Here is a 13,455-nt window from a genome sequence, read left to right on the forward strand (position 1 = left end):
GCGCGGGCGCGCGCCGCGCGCGCAGCCGTGCGCGCGCCCGCCCGCCAGCCCCCCCCCCCGCCCCGCCCCCCCCCCCGCCCCGCCGCCCCCCCCCCCCCACCCCCCCGCGCGCCCGCTCGTCGACGACACGCTGCTGCGCCTGCCCGACGGCGCGCGCGCCGCCCTGCGCCCGGACGCCGAGTCGCTGGCCGACGTCGTCGAGCGGCTGCGCCCCTTCTGGGCCGCGACCCGCACGGCGCTCTCCCGGGGCGAGGCGGTCCTGGTCGTCGGGCACGGCAACTCGCTGCGCGCGCTCTCCGTGCTCGTGGACGACCTCACGCCCGAGGAGGTCCAGGACCTCGACGTCCCCACCGGGCACCCGCTCGTCCACCGCTTCACGGCGGGGCCGGACGCCGCTCTCGTCCCCGAGGTCCGCGGCGGCACCTACCTCGATGCGCACGGCGCCGAGCACGCCATCACGGACCTCCGGGCCCGCGGGGGCACCTGACCACGTCGGTGGTCCCTCACCGCTCCATGAACGTCGGCAGCTCCAGGAGGTCGAGCGCGCAACGCCGCCAGGCATCGCCCTGCGGCCCCTCGCTCCACGGTCTGAGGTCGAGCGTCGTCGAGCCGTCGGGCACACCGCGGCCCGCGAGGCACGCGTCGAACAGCCCGACGTCGCCCGAGGGGAGGTCGATGCCGACCGCCTCCACGCGCAGCATGTCGAGCACCGGGTCGTCCACCGGCGTGGGGTAGTCCCGGTCGACCTCGACGAGCCCGGTGGCGTCGTCGTACCGCACCGCGCACGCCAGCTCGTCCGCCTCGTCCGGCCGGAGAGCCTCGCACGTGACGGTCCACTGCGTGTTGGTGCCGTACGACATGACCCCTCGTACCTGGGCAGCGCTCTGCTCGTCCGCGTCCAGCAGGGCCGCGTACACGTCGAGGACGACGGTCGGCCCGTCGACGACCTGCGCGGTGGGAAGCTCCAGCGACGTGGCCCGGCCGCCGCTCTCGTCCGCGATGTCCGCCGTCAGACCGACGAACGTCTGGTTCAGGTCACCGGCCACGGTGTTGCCGGGCTCGACGCCCACCACCATCGTCCGGCCGCTCTCCGGGTCGACGACGACAGCACGCCCGCCGTCGTCGAGCACCGTGCCCGCGGACCGCCCGGCGCGCAGCGCGGCGAGGTCGCCGTCGTCGCCCGCGCGGAGCGTGACGTCGGTCGAGAGGTGGCCCAGGTCGTTCACGACGCCGACCTCCACGAGGAACCGGTCGCCGCCGTCCCACGCGGGCAGGCCGAGGTCGAGGACGTACGTGCCGTCGTCGCGCAGGTACGTCGCGGGCTCGGAGACCGCGACGACGCCCGGCGCGACGTCGACGAGCGTGGCCTCCGCCGTGACGACCTCGTACCCGGGCGACCCGGTGACGACCTCGCGCGCGAGGTCGCGGAGCCCGTCCGGGCCGCCCGCCGTCACGACGCCCGTGCCGACGAGCCCCAGCGCGACGACGCCCGCGACGCCGGCGAGCGACCGGCGCCGCTGCACGCCGCGGCGGCTGGACCGGAGGACCACGTCGAGGTCGAGCGTCGAGGGCGGGACGGCGTCGTCGGCCGTGCGCCGCAGCCGGGCGAGGAAGTCGTCCTCGGGCGGGGTGGGCGCCGGGCGTCCGTTCGCGGGGCTCATCGGGGTGTCCTTCCGGAGGTCCGGGCGGTCGGGGAGGTCGGGGTCGTCGAGGAGGACGGGGTCGTCGCGGAGGTCGGGGTCGTCGGCGCGGTCGGGCCGGGAGCGGCGCCGTCGGGCGCGGCGAGCAGCTCGCGGAGACGGGCGAGGCCACGGGAGGCCGTGGACTTCACGGTGCCGACGGGGATGCCGAGCTCGGCGGCGACCTCGCTCTCGCTGAGATCGAGCAGGTGCCGCAGCACGACGACGCGGCGCTGCTTCGTCGGGAGCGTCAGGAGCGCCCGCACGACCGCGTCGCGGTCGTCGACGGAGCCCGTCTGCTCCCCGGCGGCGCGACGGTCCGGTCGTCGGACACCCTCCGCCTGCGTGAGCTCGTCGGGCCCGGCGAGCACCTCCCGCCGCGTGCGGCGCCACGTGTCGACGCGCAGGTTGGCCAGCACGCGGCGGGCGTAGGCGAGGGGGTCGCGCTCGCGGGCCCTCGACCACGCACGGTACGTCCGCTCGAGCGCGTGCTGCGTGAGCTCCTCCGCCCGGTGCCGGTCCCCGGACAGCAGGTACGCCATGCGGTGCAGGGGGTCGCGTGCCTCGCGCATGAACGCCGAGAACTCCTCGTCGCGCGTGCGCCGGGCGACGAGGTCGATCTCGACCACGGACGAGTCGTCCGGCTCGTCGGCCCGACCACCGGTCCGGTCGTCGTCCCGGTCACGGTCGGCTGCGACGTCGAGCAGCAGCTCGAGCCTCCCGGCCCGTCCGACGGGTCCGGCCGAACCTGTCGCCGTCACGTCGCCGCCCCTCGCGGGCCGCGCCCGCCGTCGTGTCGTGGTGTCACGAGCGGTACACGCAGTACCCCCGCCCGACGTTCCCTTCTTCCCGATTTCACCCGCCTCCGCGCCCGGCTGGCGCGGCTTGCACTGTTTGACCGACCTCGTCCTGGTGATACTGGACCATGACCGACGCCCAGGCGATCCACGAGCTCGCGCAGGCGGGGCTCGCCGAGCCGGTGGCGGACGAGTCGTTCGACCGGTTCGCGCGCCTCGTGCGGCGGCAGCTCGGGGTGCCGTCGGCGCTGGTCACGCTCGTCCTCGACCACGAGGCGGTGCTGCCCGGTGCGCTCGGTCTGCCCGAGCCGTACCAGTCCGAGCGCCGCACGCCCCTGAGCCACACGTTCTGCCAGTTCGTCACGAGCGACGCTCGACCGCTCGTGGTCGAGGACGCCCGGGTCGTCCCGCACCTCGCCTCGCTCCGCGCGGTCGACGACATCGGCGTCGTGTCCTACGCCGGCTTCCCGATCTTCGACCCGCACGGCCGCGCCGTCGGGTCGCTGTGCGCGTTCGACGGGCGGCCGCGCCCGTGGTCCGACGAGGACCTCGCGACCCTCGCCGACCTCGCGTCCGCGTGCACCTCCGAGCTACGGCTCCGGCTCGCCCGCGCGCGGGCGAAGCGCATGCAGCGCGTCGCGCTCGCGGCCAACCGGCGGTCCCGGCTCCTGCTGGAGCTCTCCGAGTCGTTCGCCGCCGCGACCTCCGTGCGCGACGTCGCCGAGCGGCTCTCGGCGGTCGGCACGGGGATCGGCGCGCGCTACGCGGGTCTCGCCGTGCTCGACGCGAGCGGCACCCGGCTCGAGTACACGACGCTGGACCACCTGGAGCCGGGCGTCCCGGCATCGTTCCGCCGGATGCGCCTCGACGCGGAGCGGGGCGCGTCGATCGCCGCACGCACACGCGAGCCCCTGTTCTTCCGCGACCACGCCCAGTACGCCGCGCGGCTGCCCGAGGCCGCGGCCCTCATCGCGTCCGACGGCGTCGAGGCCCGCGCGTTCCTGCCCGTGCTCGCTGGTGAACGGCTGCTCGGCGTCGTGACCCTGGCCTGGGAGGCGGCGCGCGAGTTCGACGACGACGCGGTGCAGACGAAGACCGCGATCGCGTCGTACGTCGCGCACGCGCTCGACCGTGTGCGGCTCCTGGAGGAGCGGCACCGTGTCGCGACGACGCTCCAGGCGGCGATGCTCACCGAGCTCCCGTCGGTGCGCAGCGCGGAGCTCGCCGCGACGTACGCGTCCGCGACCCGCACCGACCAGGTCGGCGGCGACTGGTACGACGCGGTGGTGCTCGACGACGACGCGTGCGTCCTCATGATCGGCGACGTCACCGGCCACGACATGCGGGCCGCGGCGCAGATGGGCCAGCTCCGCTCCATGCTGCGCACGTTCGCGTGGTGCCAGGACGAGCCGCCCGCCGTCCTGCTCCGGCTCCTGGACCGGGCCAACCGCGGTCTCGCGCTGCACTCGAGCGGGACGGCGGTCGTCGTGCGGCTCGACCGCACCCCGCACGGGTTCGAGGTCACGTGGTCCAACGCCGGGCACCCCGCCCCGCTCGTGCTGCGCGCCGACGGCAGCGTGGAGACCCTCGACGCGCCTGCCGACCTCATGCTCGGCGTGCTGCCGGGGACCACGCGGCACGACCACCGCGCCCACCTCGCGCACGGCGACACGCTCCTCCTCTACACCGACGGCCTCGTCGAGCGGCGCGGAACCTCGTACGCGGAGCGGCTCGCCGCCGTGCGTGCCGCCCTCGCCGAGCACACCGCCACCGCGACGTCCGCGCTGCCCGACGCGCTCGTGCGCCGGCTCGTGTCCGACCAGCGCGACGACGTCGCCGTCCTCGCGCTGCGCGTGCGGCACACGGTCGCGCGCCCGCCGGGCCCGGGGCGGCCGTCGGTCCTGACGCGGCAGGTCGAGCACGTGTCGTCGGCGATCGGACCCGCCCGCCGCTGGGTGGACGACGTCCTCGAGAGCTGCGACGTCTCCCCGTCGGTCCGCCGCATCGCCATGCTCCTCACGAGCGAGGTGCTCACCAACGCGGTGCAGCACGGCGCGGCCCCGGTCGAGGCCGAGCTGGAGGTGGGGCACCGCGTCCTGCGCGTCGCGGTGCGGGACGGCTCCGCAGCGCTCCCCCGGCTCCGGTCCCCGCGCCCGGACGAGACGGGCGGCCGGGGCGTGCAGTTCCTCGAGCGCTGCGCGTCGCGCTGGGGCGTCGACGCCCTCGACGGCGCCCCGGGCAAGACCGTGTGGTTCGAGCTCGACCTCGACGGCTGAGCCCGGTCGCCGGGCTCAGGGCTTCCGCTCACCACGACGCCGGCCGGGACCGCCCCCGGTTCGGCCGGGGGCCGTCCCCTGTGCCGTGTCGGAGGGCGGAGGTAGCGTGTGTGAGGTGGGCCACTCCGCCAGTCCGGCACGCGTTCGCCCGTGACCCCTCAAGAACCCCTCGTGCACGTCGAGACCCTCGAGTCCTGAGAGGCAGCACCATGACCGACCTCGCGACCCCCGCGACCCTGCGCCCGGACGCCACCGCGACCGAAGGCGTGACCGCCCGCGCCCCCCTGCCCCGCCCCGACGAGCTCGACGCCGTCCTCGACGGCCACCGTCGGGAGCTCACGGGGTACTGCTACCGCATGCTCGGCTCCTCGTTCGAGGCGGAGGACGCCGTGCAGGAGGCGTTCTTGCGCGCGTGGCGCTCCTACGACCGGTTCGAGGGTCGCTCGTCGCTGCGCTCCTGGCTCTACCGCATCGCGACGAACGTGTGCTTCGACGCGCTCGGCGCGCGCAAGCGGCGCGAGCGCCCCATGGGCCTCGGCGGGCCGCAGGCACCGGAGGTCGAGAACCTGGGACAGGTGCTGCCGGAGGAGACGTGGGTCGAGCCGGTCCCCGACGACCGCGTGCTGCCGCACGACGGCGACCCGGCCCAGGTCGCGGTGGGCCGCGAGACCATCCGGCTCGCGTTCGTCGCCGCGCTCCAGTTCCTGCCGCCCAAGCAGCGCGCGGTGCTCCTGCTGCGCGAGGTGCTGCGCTGGCAGGCGAGCGAGGTCGCGGAGCTGCTCGACACGTCGGTGGCGTCGGTGAACAGCGCGCTCCAGCGAGCGCGCGCGACGATGGCGGCGCGGGCCCACTGGGACAGCTCGGGGCTCACGGACGACGCCGAGCCCGCGCCCGCACCGGTCGCGTCGAACGCCGGGCTCGGCGACGAGGAGCGGCTGCTGCTCGAGCGCTACCTCGACGCGTTCGAGCGCTACGACATGGACGCGCTCGTCGCGATCCTCCACGAGGACGCGACGCTGTCCATGCCGCCGTACCCGCTGTGGATGAAGGGGACCGCGGACATCGTCACCTGGATGACGGGACCGGGCCACGAGTGCGAGGGGTCCCGCATGGTGCCGGTGGCGGCGAACGGCACGATCGCGTTCGGCCAGTACCGTCGAGCGGCGGGCGGCGGGCACGAGCCCTGGGCTCTCCAGGTCGTCGAGACCGCGGACGGGCGGGTGACGGCGATCAACGCGTTCCTCGACACGGCCTCGTGGTTTCCGCTGTTCGGCCTCCCCGCGCGCCTCGACGACTGAGGAGGCGCGGGGCCGGGCCGTCAGTCGAACGTCTCGAGGAGCGTGCTCCGCTCGGCGTCCGTGAGGTTCGTGGCGACGAGCTTGCCGTGCACGCCGTGGAACCGCTCGCCCACGCGGTCGAGGTCGCCGTCCTCGGTGACGACGAACAGCGCCGACGATCCGGGCGTGACGCCCTCGCGGATGCGCTCCAGCTGGTCCTTGTCGATCCCGACCGCGGCCATGGCCTTCGACGACGCGCCGATCGCGGCGCCCGCGGCCGCGCCGAGGACCGGCGCGAAGAAGAGCGACCCGAGGAGCAGCCCCCAGAACGCTCCCCACCCGGTGCCGCGCCACTCGTCCTGGTGACCGTGGCGCGTCGTCGGCTTCGTCGCGCCCTCGGGCCACGACACGACGGCGGTGTCGATGATGCGGATCGCGTGCTCCGAGGCCGAGTCGTGCAGGATCCGGGACGCGGTGTCCGCGCCCTCGGGCGACTCGAACTTCCAGACGGTGAACGTGGCCATCGTTGTCTTCCTCTCCTCAGCCGAGCAGCTTGGCCTTGGCGGCGGCGAACTCGGCGTCGTCCAGCACGCCTGATGCGTGGAGCTGGCCGAGCCGCTCGAGCTGGGCGAGCAGATCGTCCTGCGCGGGGGCGGCGGGCGTTGCCGGCGCGGGCTGGGCGTACTGCGCGGCAGCCTGCTGGGCCGCCGCCTCGAGGCGCGCCTGCTCCTGCGCGGCCTCCGCCTGCTGCGCCTCCCACGACTGCTGCGCCCTGGTGTTCTGCCGGCGCGCGACGGCACCCGCGGTCGCCTGGGCCGTGCCCGCGATGACCGCGGTACGGGCAGCGGTGCCGATGAGGCCGGGACGGCCGATGCGACGGATGGGCATGTCGTTCTCCTCGTTCTTCGGTCTTCTGCTGGCTGGTGCCGCCTCGCGCGGCCGGTCGAGCGCGCGCTCAGTCCTCGACGAGCGCGAGGTCCGCGACCTCGTTGACGACCTCGGCCGGGATGCGCTCGCTGAGCAGCACGACGCCGTCGGCCGCGCTGGTCGCCGCGATCACGCCGCGCGCCCACGTGTGCTCGACGACGAGGACGAGAGCCGACGTCCCCGGCGCGAGGCCCGCTGCGACCTCGTCGAGGTCCTCCTCGCCCGCGAGGCCGGCGCCGGTGAGCTCGACGTCGGTGATCTCCAGCTCGTCGCCCAGGTCGGTCACCTCGACGACCTCGACGTCACCGTCCTCCGAGCGCCGGACGACCGCGAGGTCGAGCAGCGTGACGGTGCCCTCGGCGAGCACCTCGAGGACGGAGGCCTGGACGCCGTGCGGGATGCGTTCCGTGGGGAACGCGATCGCGACGATCTCGACGGGACCGAAGGTGGACGTTGCCATGAAGCTGCTCCTCGGGATGTGGGGACGGACCTGCGGTGCCACAGGAGGCGAGGACCTCAGCGCGCGGCGCGCTCGGCCTCGTCGCCGTGGACGACGAGCGCCCAGAGGACGAACACGTCGAGCACGATCGTGATCAGCGACCACCACGGGGTCACCTGGAGCGTCGTGAACTGAGCGATCGCGTTGATCACCACGAGGACGATGGCGACCATGCGCGCCCAGCCTTTGCCCGAGAGCAGGGCGAAACCGGTCAGGACGAGCAGCACCCCGATGACGAGGTGGATCCAGCCCCACGTCGAGACGTCGAGGACGACGATGCCCGCGTCGGTGACGCCCACGAGGCTGTTGGGGGAGAAGACGGCGACCAGCCCGCTGATCGCGTTGAAGAAGCCGATCGTCACCAGGACGATCCCAGCGAACCAGACCCAGCCGACCCAAGCCGTCACCTGCGACGAGCGTGCCATGCCATCCTCCTGAGAACCGTCGAGCCCCGACCGGACGAACGTGCGCGTCGATCGTGGCACCAGGCGTCGGGTTCGGCATCCGGAAGCGACGGCGCGCCCGCCGGGCCGCGCCTCGTCCGCGCCACTAGGTTCGTGGCCATGACGACGCCGACCCCCGCCGAGGACCCGTGGTCGGACGTGCCGGACACCGGCACGCGTCCCGTCCAGCACGACTCCCGGCGCCCGCCGCGCTGGGTCCCGCGAGCGCTCGCGATGGCCGTCGTCGCGGTCTTCGTCGGGATCTTCGCCTGGTACGCGCTGGGCCAGCTCAAGGCGCTCGGCGTCAACATCCTCATCGCGTTCTTCGTCGCGCTCGCGCTCGAGCCGATCGTCGTGTGGCTCGTGCGGCACGGCTGGCGCCGCGGGGCCGCGGCCGCGGTCGCCCTCCTCGGGTCGATCGTCGCGATCCTCGTCGTGCTCGCGCTCTTCGGGAACCTGTTCGTCCAGCAGCTCGTCCAGCTCGTGGAGTCGGTCCCCGACCTCTACGCGAGCGTCCAGGACTTCGTGGCCGAACGCTTCGACGTCGTCGTCCCGGACTCGGACGACCTGATCCGTCAGGTCTTGGCCGACTTCGGCGACGACGTAGCCTCCGGCGCGCTCGTCGTCACCACGACGATCGTCGGGGGCATCTTCGCGAGCCTGACGATCATGCTCGTCACCTACTACCTGCTCGCGGCGGGGCCCAAGTTCCGCGCGGCCGTGTGCCGCTGGCTCACGCCCAACCGCCAGGAGGAGGTGCTGCGGCTGTGGGAGATCACGCAGGTCAAGGTCTCCGACTTCATCAACTCGCGCATCGTGCTCGCCGCGCTCTCGAGCGTCTTCACGTTCGTGTTCCTGCTGATCCTGCAGACCCCCTACGCGCTGCCGCTCGCGGTGTTCACGGGCGTCGTCTCGCAGTTCGTCCCCACGATCGGTACGTACATCGGCGGCGCGCTGCCCGTCGCGGTCGCGCTCACGTCCCAGGGCCTGCCCCAGGCACTCGGCGTGCTCGCGTTCATCATCGGCTACCAGCAGCTCGAGAACCTCTACTTCTCCCCCAAGGTCTCCGCCCGTGCGCTGGAGATGAACCCGGCGGTGAGCTTCGTCGTCGTCCTCGCGTTCGGCGCGGTCTTCGGCGCGCTGGGCGCGTTCCTCGCGCTGCCCATCGCTGCCACGATCCAGGCGGTGGCGAACACGTACCTCCAGCGGCACGAGCTCATCGAGTCGCACATGCTGCACGACCCCGACTCCGAGGGCCACCACCCCCACGGCAAGGGGAAGGACGGCGACGGCGGGACGTCGTGGCGGAAGCGGAAGAACCGCGAGGCCAACCTGGCGGCCGAGCGCACGGTCGACGAGCGCCGCGCCGAGGGCATCGAGTAGCAGGCGTGCGACGTCCGGATCCCGGCTCCTAGAGGCTCGCGACGCCGTCGCCGAGCATCTTGGCGCCCAGCACCAGCAGGAGGACGGCCATGATGACCGCGTTGTTGTGGATCATCCAGGCCTTGAGCTCGTCGAGCATCGCCGCGGCGCGGGAGCCCATGAACAGGTAGATGAAGACCGGGGCCGCGACGCCGAGACTCGCGACCAGCGCGAACACGACGGACGCGACCACCTGGGCGTTCGTGTCGTCGGGGGCGGCCGACGCGATCGCCGCCCCGCCGGAGACGACGAGCAGCAGGTTCTTGGGGTTGACGGCGCCCAGCAGGACCGCGAGCCCGGCGGCCTTGACGGGCGTGAACGCGTCGATCGCGGCCATCCACTTCGGCGCCGGCGGCTCGACGCCCGCGCGCGGGCGGCCGTGCCATTGCTTCACCGCGAGGAGCAGCAGCAGGACGCCCAGGACGATCTTGAGGATCGCGGCCCACAGCGGCAGGCCGTCGTCGTCCGGCGTGGCGGCCCCCGCGAGCGTCGCGACGAGCAGCGTCACCGCACCGACCGCGAGGAACCACCCGACGAGGAACGAGAACGCGTTCGCCTTGGCCCGGCCGCTGACGAGCATGAGCACGACCGCGACGATCGGGAGCGGGCTGATGAGCACGCCGACCGCGACGGGGAGGGACTGACCGATCGCCGCGCCCATGGCGGCCTCCTTCGGAGCTTCGGCCCGCCTCGTGGCAGGGCGCGGGTGACACGCAGGGAGTACAGGTGCGGGTGAGGTGGGGGGGCGCCCGCCGGGGGCGGGCGGGGGGGGCCCCCCCCCCCCCCCGCGGGCGAGGGACGCGCAGTGGGGGTGGCGCGTACCGGCGTCGGGCACCTCACCCGCCAGCGTCGATCAGGCTCAGGCGTTCTCGTCGAAGGCCGCGCGGAGCTTGGCCTCCTCGTCGGCGGAGAGGTTCGTCTGGATGAGCTCGCCGTGGACGCCCTCGGCCCGGAGCGCGTCGTGGACGCGGTCGAGCACGGCGCCCGACGTCAGCACGAACAGCGCCGACGTGCCTGGCGTGACCTTGCTGCGCACGGAGTCGATGAAGTCGTCGTCGATGCCGACGTCGGTCAGCGCGCCGGCGATCGCGCCGGACGCCGCGCCGATCGCCGCACCGAGCAGCGGGACGAAGAAGAGGAGACCGAAGAGCAGGCCCCAGAACGTGCCGCCGAGCGCCCCGACCGCCGTCGTGCTGTTGCCCTGCCGGGTCCGGGGCTTCTTCTTGCCCTCCTCCCAGGACACGATCGCCGCGTCCTGGACCTGGATGAGCTCCTGCTTCTGGAGCCCGAGCAGCGCGTCCTCGGCGCGTTGCGCGCCCTCGGGGGTGTCGAACTTCCACACGGTCAGGGTTGCCACGTCAGACCTCTCGTTCCGCTCTAGGTACGACGGGAGCGCGGCGCTGCGCCCCGGGACGCGTCGAACGTATCCCTGGCCGCCCGGTTGCGCGCGTCGAGCTGCGGCGACTCCGGTGGCGGTCCCACGCGAGGTCGGGATGATCGGTCACGGAATGTCATCGAGCGCCTGGAGGCTGGTCATGTCAGGACCCGGGAACACGACGGCGCGACCCTCCGGCGGCATCTCCCCGGGCCGCGGCGCCGCACGCAGCGCCCGGACGCCGTTCCTCTTCGGGTCGCTCCGCGGGTACCAGAAGGCGTGGCTCCAGGGCGACCTCGTCGCCGGGCTCACGGTGTGGGCCGTGCTCGTCCCGGAGTCGCTCGCTTACGCGACGATCGCCGGCGTCTCACCCGTGGTCGGGCTCTACGCCGCCGTGCCGTCCCTCATCCTCTACGCCGTGTTCGGCAGCTCTCGCCACCTCGTCGTCGGGCCCATGTCCGCGACGGCCGCCCTCTCCGCGGGGGTCGTCGCGGTGTTCGCCCCCGGGGACGCCGCGTTCTTCGCCGCGCTCACGACGGGCGTCGCGCTCGTGACGGGAGTGCTGTGCCTCGTCGCGGGGATCGCCCGGCTCGGGTTCGTCGCGGCGTTCATCTCCGAGCCCGTGCTCAAGGGCTTCATCGTCGGCATGGCGCTCGTCATCATCATCGGCCAGGTCCCCGCGCTGCTGGGCGTCGAGAAGGGCGAGGGGAACTTCTTTGAGAAGCTGTGGACGATCCTCACCGAGCTCGGCACCGCGAACGGCGCGACGGTCGTGCTCGGCCTGGGCACGCTGGCGGCTCTGATCGCGCTCAGGCGCTGGGCACCCCGGGTCCCGGGGTCGCTCGTCGCGGTCCTCATCGGGATCGTCGCGATCCTCGCGTTCTCGCTCGACGACGACGGGGTCGAGATCGTCGGGCCGATCGACGCCGGCCTGCCCGCCCTCGGGCTCCCCGACATGGACTGGGGCAACTACACGGCGCTGGTCGGGCCCTGCGCGGGCGTGATGCTCGTCGGGTTCGCCGAGGCCCTCGGCGCCGCCAAGACGTACGCCGCACGCGAGGGCTACGACATCGACCCCAACCGCGAGCTGATCGGCATGGGCGCAGCGAACCTCGGGTCGGGCCTCGCGTCCGGCATGGTCGTCAACGGCAGCCTGTCGAAGACGGCCGTCAACGGGGGTGCCGGGGCGAAGAGCCAGGTGTCGGGGCTCACCGCCGCGGTGCTCGTCGTGCTCACGCTGCTGTTCCTCACGCCCGTGTTCGAGTCGCTGCCGGAGGCGACGCTCGCCGCCGTCGTCATCGCCGCCGTGATCGAGCTCGTCGACGTGCGCGCGCTGCGCCGGCTCTACGGCCTGCGCACCCCGACTATGCGGCGCCTGTACGGCAACGCCGCACGCGACGACTTCTACGCCGGTGCCGCGACCATGGTCGGGGTCCTCGTCCTCGACACGCTGCCCGGCCTCGTCATCGGCGTCCTGCTCTCGTTGCTCCTGCTCCTCGCGCGCGCGTCCCGGCCGCACCTGGCGACCCTGGTCCGCAGCTCTCACGGGCTGTGGGTCGACGCCGAGCGGCGCGCCGTGCTCGACAAGGACGGCGGGACGTCGGTCCCCGGCGTGCTCGTCGTGCGCCCCGAGTCCGGCCTGTTCTTCGCGAACGCCGACGCCGTCCGCACCCAGGTCCGCGACCTCGTCGCCGCGTCGTCGCCTCGGCTCGTCGTGCTGGACACGGAGACCGTGCCGTTCATCGACGTCGACGCGGCCGAGATGCTCGCCACGCTGCGGACCGACGTCGCGCGCGAGGGCGCGACCTTCGTCCTCGCCCGGAACGTCGGCCAGGTCCGCGACGAGCTGCGGGCCGCCGTCGGTCCCGACGAGCGCCCCCGGATCTACCGCGACGTCGACGCGGCGATCGCGGCCGAGAGCTCCGAGGCGGACGAACCGCGGTAGGCTCGGAAGGTCGAGTCTGGACCTGGCTCCTCATCCACCGGATCACCGGAGGCCAGCATGTCCGTGGACGACCATGCCATCGAGCAGGCACTCGCTCGAGGCGCGCAGCAGCAGATCGGCCAGTATCGCCTCGACCTGAGCACGGGTGTCTGGTGGTGGTCACCCGAGACGTACCGCCTGCACGGCTTCGAGCCGGGCGACGTCGTGCCGACGACCGCCCTCGTCCTCGCCCACAAGCACCCGGACGACCGCGAGCGGGTCCGGCAGATCCTCGACGACGCACGGCTCACCGGCGAGCCGTTCTCGAGCGTGCACCGGATCATGGACGCCCACGGCGGTGAACGCTTCCTCGTCGTGGTCGGCCAGGGCCGCCGCGACCGCGAGACGGGCGAGGTCACCGAGCTCGTCGGGTACTTCGTGGACGTGACACGGACCGTCGCCGACAGCGCGCAGGAGCGGGCGCGGCACGACATCGCCGCCGCCGCCGAGACACGCGGGGCGATCGAGCAGGCGAAGGGCGTGGTCGTGGCCGCCTACGGCGTGCACCCCGACGAGGCGTTCGCCCGCCTCAAGCGCGCGTCGAACAACCGCAACGTGCCGCTGCGCGAGCTCGCCCGGCTCGTCGTGCACGAGGGCGTGCGGGGCGGTCCCGACAGCGTCGAGCACGTCGACGCACTGCTCCGGTAGAGCGGAGGGGGGGGGGGGGGGCGGGGGGGGGCGCCCCCCCCCCCCGCCCCCGCCGCCCGGCGCGGGCGGGGGGGGGCGCGGGCGCGGGCGGGGGGCCCCCGCGGGGGGCGGGCCCGCCGCCCCCCCGC

14 protein-coding genes are annotated in these 13,455 nt (G+C 74.0%); 6 read left to right on the forward strand and 8 right to left on the reverse strand.

Annotation, left to right across the window (positions count from 1 at the left end; all coding sequences use genetic code 11):
- Positions 1 to 487 (forward strand): histidine phosphatase family protein (locus ACFWH7_RS05295; RefSeq protein WP_378215410.1); only part of this gene is annotated, 487 nt, incomplete at its 5' end.
- A 16-nt stretch (positions 488 to 503) separates the two neighbouring features.
- On the opposite strand, the gene ACFWH7_RS05300 is transcribed toward ACFWH7_RS05295, so the two are convergent.
- Both ACFWH7_RS05300 and ACFWH7_RS05305 read right to left on the reverse strand, forming a co-directional pair.
- Entirely contained in the window at positions 504 to 1,661 is a 1,158-nt protein-coding gene (locus tag ACFWH7_RS05300; protein ID WP_313662605.1) for a hypothetical protein, read from the reverse strand.
- Positions 1,658 to 2,440, reverse strand: coding sequence for a SigE family RNA polymerase sigma factor (locus ACFWH7_RS05305; protein ID WP_378215411.1), 783 nt, complete (start codon positions 2,438 to 2,440; stop codon positions 1,658 to 1,660). The genes ACFWH7_RS05300 and ACFWH7_RS05305 overlap by 4 nt, the downstream gene beginning before the upstream one ends.
- 164 nt (positions 2,441 to 2,604) lie before the next feature.
- Here ACFWH7_RS05305 and ACFWH7_RS05310 point away from each other — a divergent pair, with 164 nt between their 5' ends.
- Positions 2,605 to 4,752 carry a SpoIIE family protein phosphatase gene (locus ACFWH7_RS05310; protein WP_378215412.1) on the forward strand — a complete coding sequence of 716 codons (2,148 nt, stop codon included), beginning with the start codon at positions 2,605 to 2,607 and terminating at the stop codon, positions 4,750 to 4,752.
- Positions 4,753 to 4,961: 209 nt separating this feature from the next.
- Entirely contained in the window at positions 4,962 to 6,050 is a 1,089-nt protein-coding gene (locus tag ACFWH7_RS05315) for a sigma-70 family RNA polymerase sigma factor (protein WP_378215413.1), read from the forward strand.
- 20 nt (positions 6,051 to 6,070) lie between these two features.
- Here the strand turns inward: ACFWH7_RS05315 and ACFWH7_RS05320 are convergent, their stop codons facing one another.
- From ACFWH7_RS05320 to ACFWH7_RS05335, 4 genes are all read right to left on the reverse strand, one after another.
- Entirely contained in the window at positions 6,071 to 6,553 is a 483-nt protein-coding gene (locus ACFWH7_RS05320) for a DUF1269 domain-containing protein (protein WP_378215415.1), read from the reverse strand.
- A gap of 16 nt (positions 6,554 to 6,569) precedes the next feature.
- Positions 6,570 to 6,917 (reverse strand): SHOCT domain-containing protein, encoded by a 348-nt coding sequence (locus ACFWH7_RS05325; RefSeq protein ID WP_378215417.1) that lies wholly within the window; start codon positions 6,915 to 6,917, stop codon positions 6,570 to 6,572.
- A gap of 67 nt (positions 6,918 to 6,984) precedes the next feature.
- Entirely contained in the window at positions 6,985 to 7,416 is a 432-nt protein-coding gene (locus ACFWH7_RS05330; RefSeq protein WP_378215419.1) for a DUF6325 family protein, read from the reverse strand.
- A 56-nt stretch (positions 7,417 to 7,472) separates the two neighbouring features.
- Positions 7,473 to 7,880 carry a DUF7144 family membrane protein gene (locus tag ACFWH7_RS05335; protein ID WP_378215421.1) on the reverse strand — a complete coding sequence of 136 codons (408 nt, stop codon included), beginning with the start codon at positions 7,878 to 7,880 and terminating at the stop codon, positions 7,473 to 7,475.
- A gap of 138 nt (positions 7,881 to 8,018) precedes the next feature.
- Between ACFWH7_RS05335 and ACFWH7_RS05340 the strand changes: the two genes are divergently transcribed.
- Positions 8,019 to 9,281 carry an AI-2E family transporter gene (locus ACFWH7_RS05340; RefSeq protein ID WP_378215423.1) on the forward strand — a complete coding sequence of 421 codons (1,263 nt, stop codon included), beginning with the start codon at positions 8,019 to 8,021 and terminating at the stop codon, positions 9,279 to 9,281.
- 28 nt (positions 9,282 to 9,309) lie between these two features.
- On the opposite strand, the gene ACFWH7_RS05345 is transcribed toward ACFWH7_RS05340, so the two are convergent.
- Together ACFWH7_RS05345 and ACFWH7_RS05350 are read right to left on the reverse strand one after the other, a co-directional pair.
- Complete coding sequence (locus tag ACFWH7_RS05345; RefSeq protein ID WP_378215425.1) at positions 9,310 to 9,981, reverse strand: GAP family protein; 672 nt, start codon at positions 9,979 to 9,981, stop codon at positions 9,310 to 9,312.
- A 198-nt stretch (positions 9,982 to 10,179) separates the two neighbouring features.
- Complete coding sequence (locus ACFWH7_RS05350; protein WP_378215427.1) at positions 10,180 to 10,677, reverse strand: DUF1269 domain-containing protein; 498 nt, start codon at positions 10,675 to 10,677, stop codon at positions 10,180 to 10,182.
- A 178-nt stretch (positions 10,678 to 10,855) separates the two neighbouring features.
- On the opposite strand from ACFWH7_RS05350, the gene ACFWH7_RS05355 reads away from it, so the two are divergent.
- Both ACFWH7_RS05355 and ACFWH7_RS05360 read left to right on the forward strand, forming a co-directional pair.
- Positions 10,856 to 12,640: a SulP family inorganic anion transporter gene (locus tag ACFWH7_RS05355; protein WP_378215428.1), complete on the forward strand. Its 1,785-nt coding sequence runs from the start codon at positions 10,856 to 10,858 to the stop codon at positions 12,638 to 12,640.
- A 57-nt stretch (positions 12,641 to 12,697) separates the two neighbouring features.
- Positions 12,698 to 13,327, forward strand: coding sequence for a PAS and ANTAR domain-containing protein (locus ACFWH7_RS05360; protein ID WP_378215429.1), 630 nt, complete (start codon positions 12,698 to 12,700; stop codon positions 13,325 to 13,327).
- The last annotated feature ends 128 nt before the right edge of the window (positions 13,328 to 13,455 follow it).

The sequence above is a fragment of the Cellulosimicrobium cellulans genome, assembly GCF_042723955.1.
In the GTDB taxonomy this organism is placed as follows: Bacteria; Actinomycetota; Actinomycetes; order Actinomycetales; family Cellulomonadaceae; genus Cellulosimicrobium; species Cellulosimicrobium cellulans_H.

What these genes read in the sequence shown, in the direction of transcription:
- ACFWH7_RS05300 (WP_313662605.1), bottom strand. Translation starts at nt 1,661, where the DNA reads ATGAGCCCCGCGAACGGACGCCCGGCGCCCACCCCGCCCGAGGACGAC.
- ACFWH7_RS05310 (WP_378215412.1), top strand. Translation starts at nt 2,605, where the DNA reads ATGACCGACGCCCAGGCGATCCACGAGCTCGCGCAGGCGGGGCTCGCC.
- ACFWH7_RS05315 (WP_378215413.1), top strand. Translation starts at nt 4,962, where the DNA reads ATGACCGACCTCGCGACCCCCGCGACCCTGCGCCCGGACGCCACCGCG.
- ACFWH7_RS05320 (WP_378215415.1), bottom strand. Translation starts at nt 6,553, where the DNA reads ATGGCCACGTTCACCGTCTGGAAGTTCGAGTCGCCCGAGGGCGCGGAC.
- ACFWH7_RS05325 (WP_378215417.1), bottom strand. Translation starts at nt 6,917, where the DNA reads ATGCCCATCCGTCGCATCGGCCGTCCCGGCCTCATCGGCACCGCTGCC.
- ACFWH7_RS05330 (WP_378215419.1), bottom strand. Translation starts at nt 7,416, where the DNA reads ATGGCAACGTCCACCTTCGGTCCCGTCGAGATCGTCGCGATCGCGTTC.
- ACFWH7_RS05335 (WP_378215421.1), bottom strand. Translation starts at nt 7,880, where the DNA reads ATGGCACGCTCGTCGCAGGTGACGGCTTGGGTCGGCTGGGTCTGGTTC.
- ACFWH7_RS05340 (WP_378215423.1), top strand. Translation starts at nt 8,019, where the DNA reads ATGACGACGCCGACCCCCGCCGAGGACCCGTGGTCGGACGTGCCGGAC.
- ACFWH7_RS05345 (WP_378215425.1), bottom strand. Translation starts at nt 9,981, where the DNA reads ATGGGCGCGGCGATCGGTCAGTCCCTCCCCGTCGCGGTCGGCGTGCTC.
- ACFWH7_RS05355 (WP_378215428.1), top strand. Translation starts at nt 10,856, where the DNA reads ATGTCAGGACCCGGGAACACGACGGCGCGACCCTCCGGCGGCATCTCC.
- ACFWH7_RS05360 (WP_378215429.1), top strand. Translation starts at nt 12,698, where the DNA reads ATGTCCGTGGACGACCATGCCATCGAGCAGGCACTCGCTCGAGGCGCG.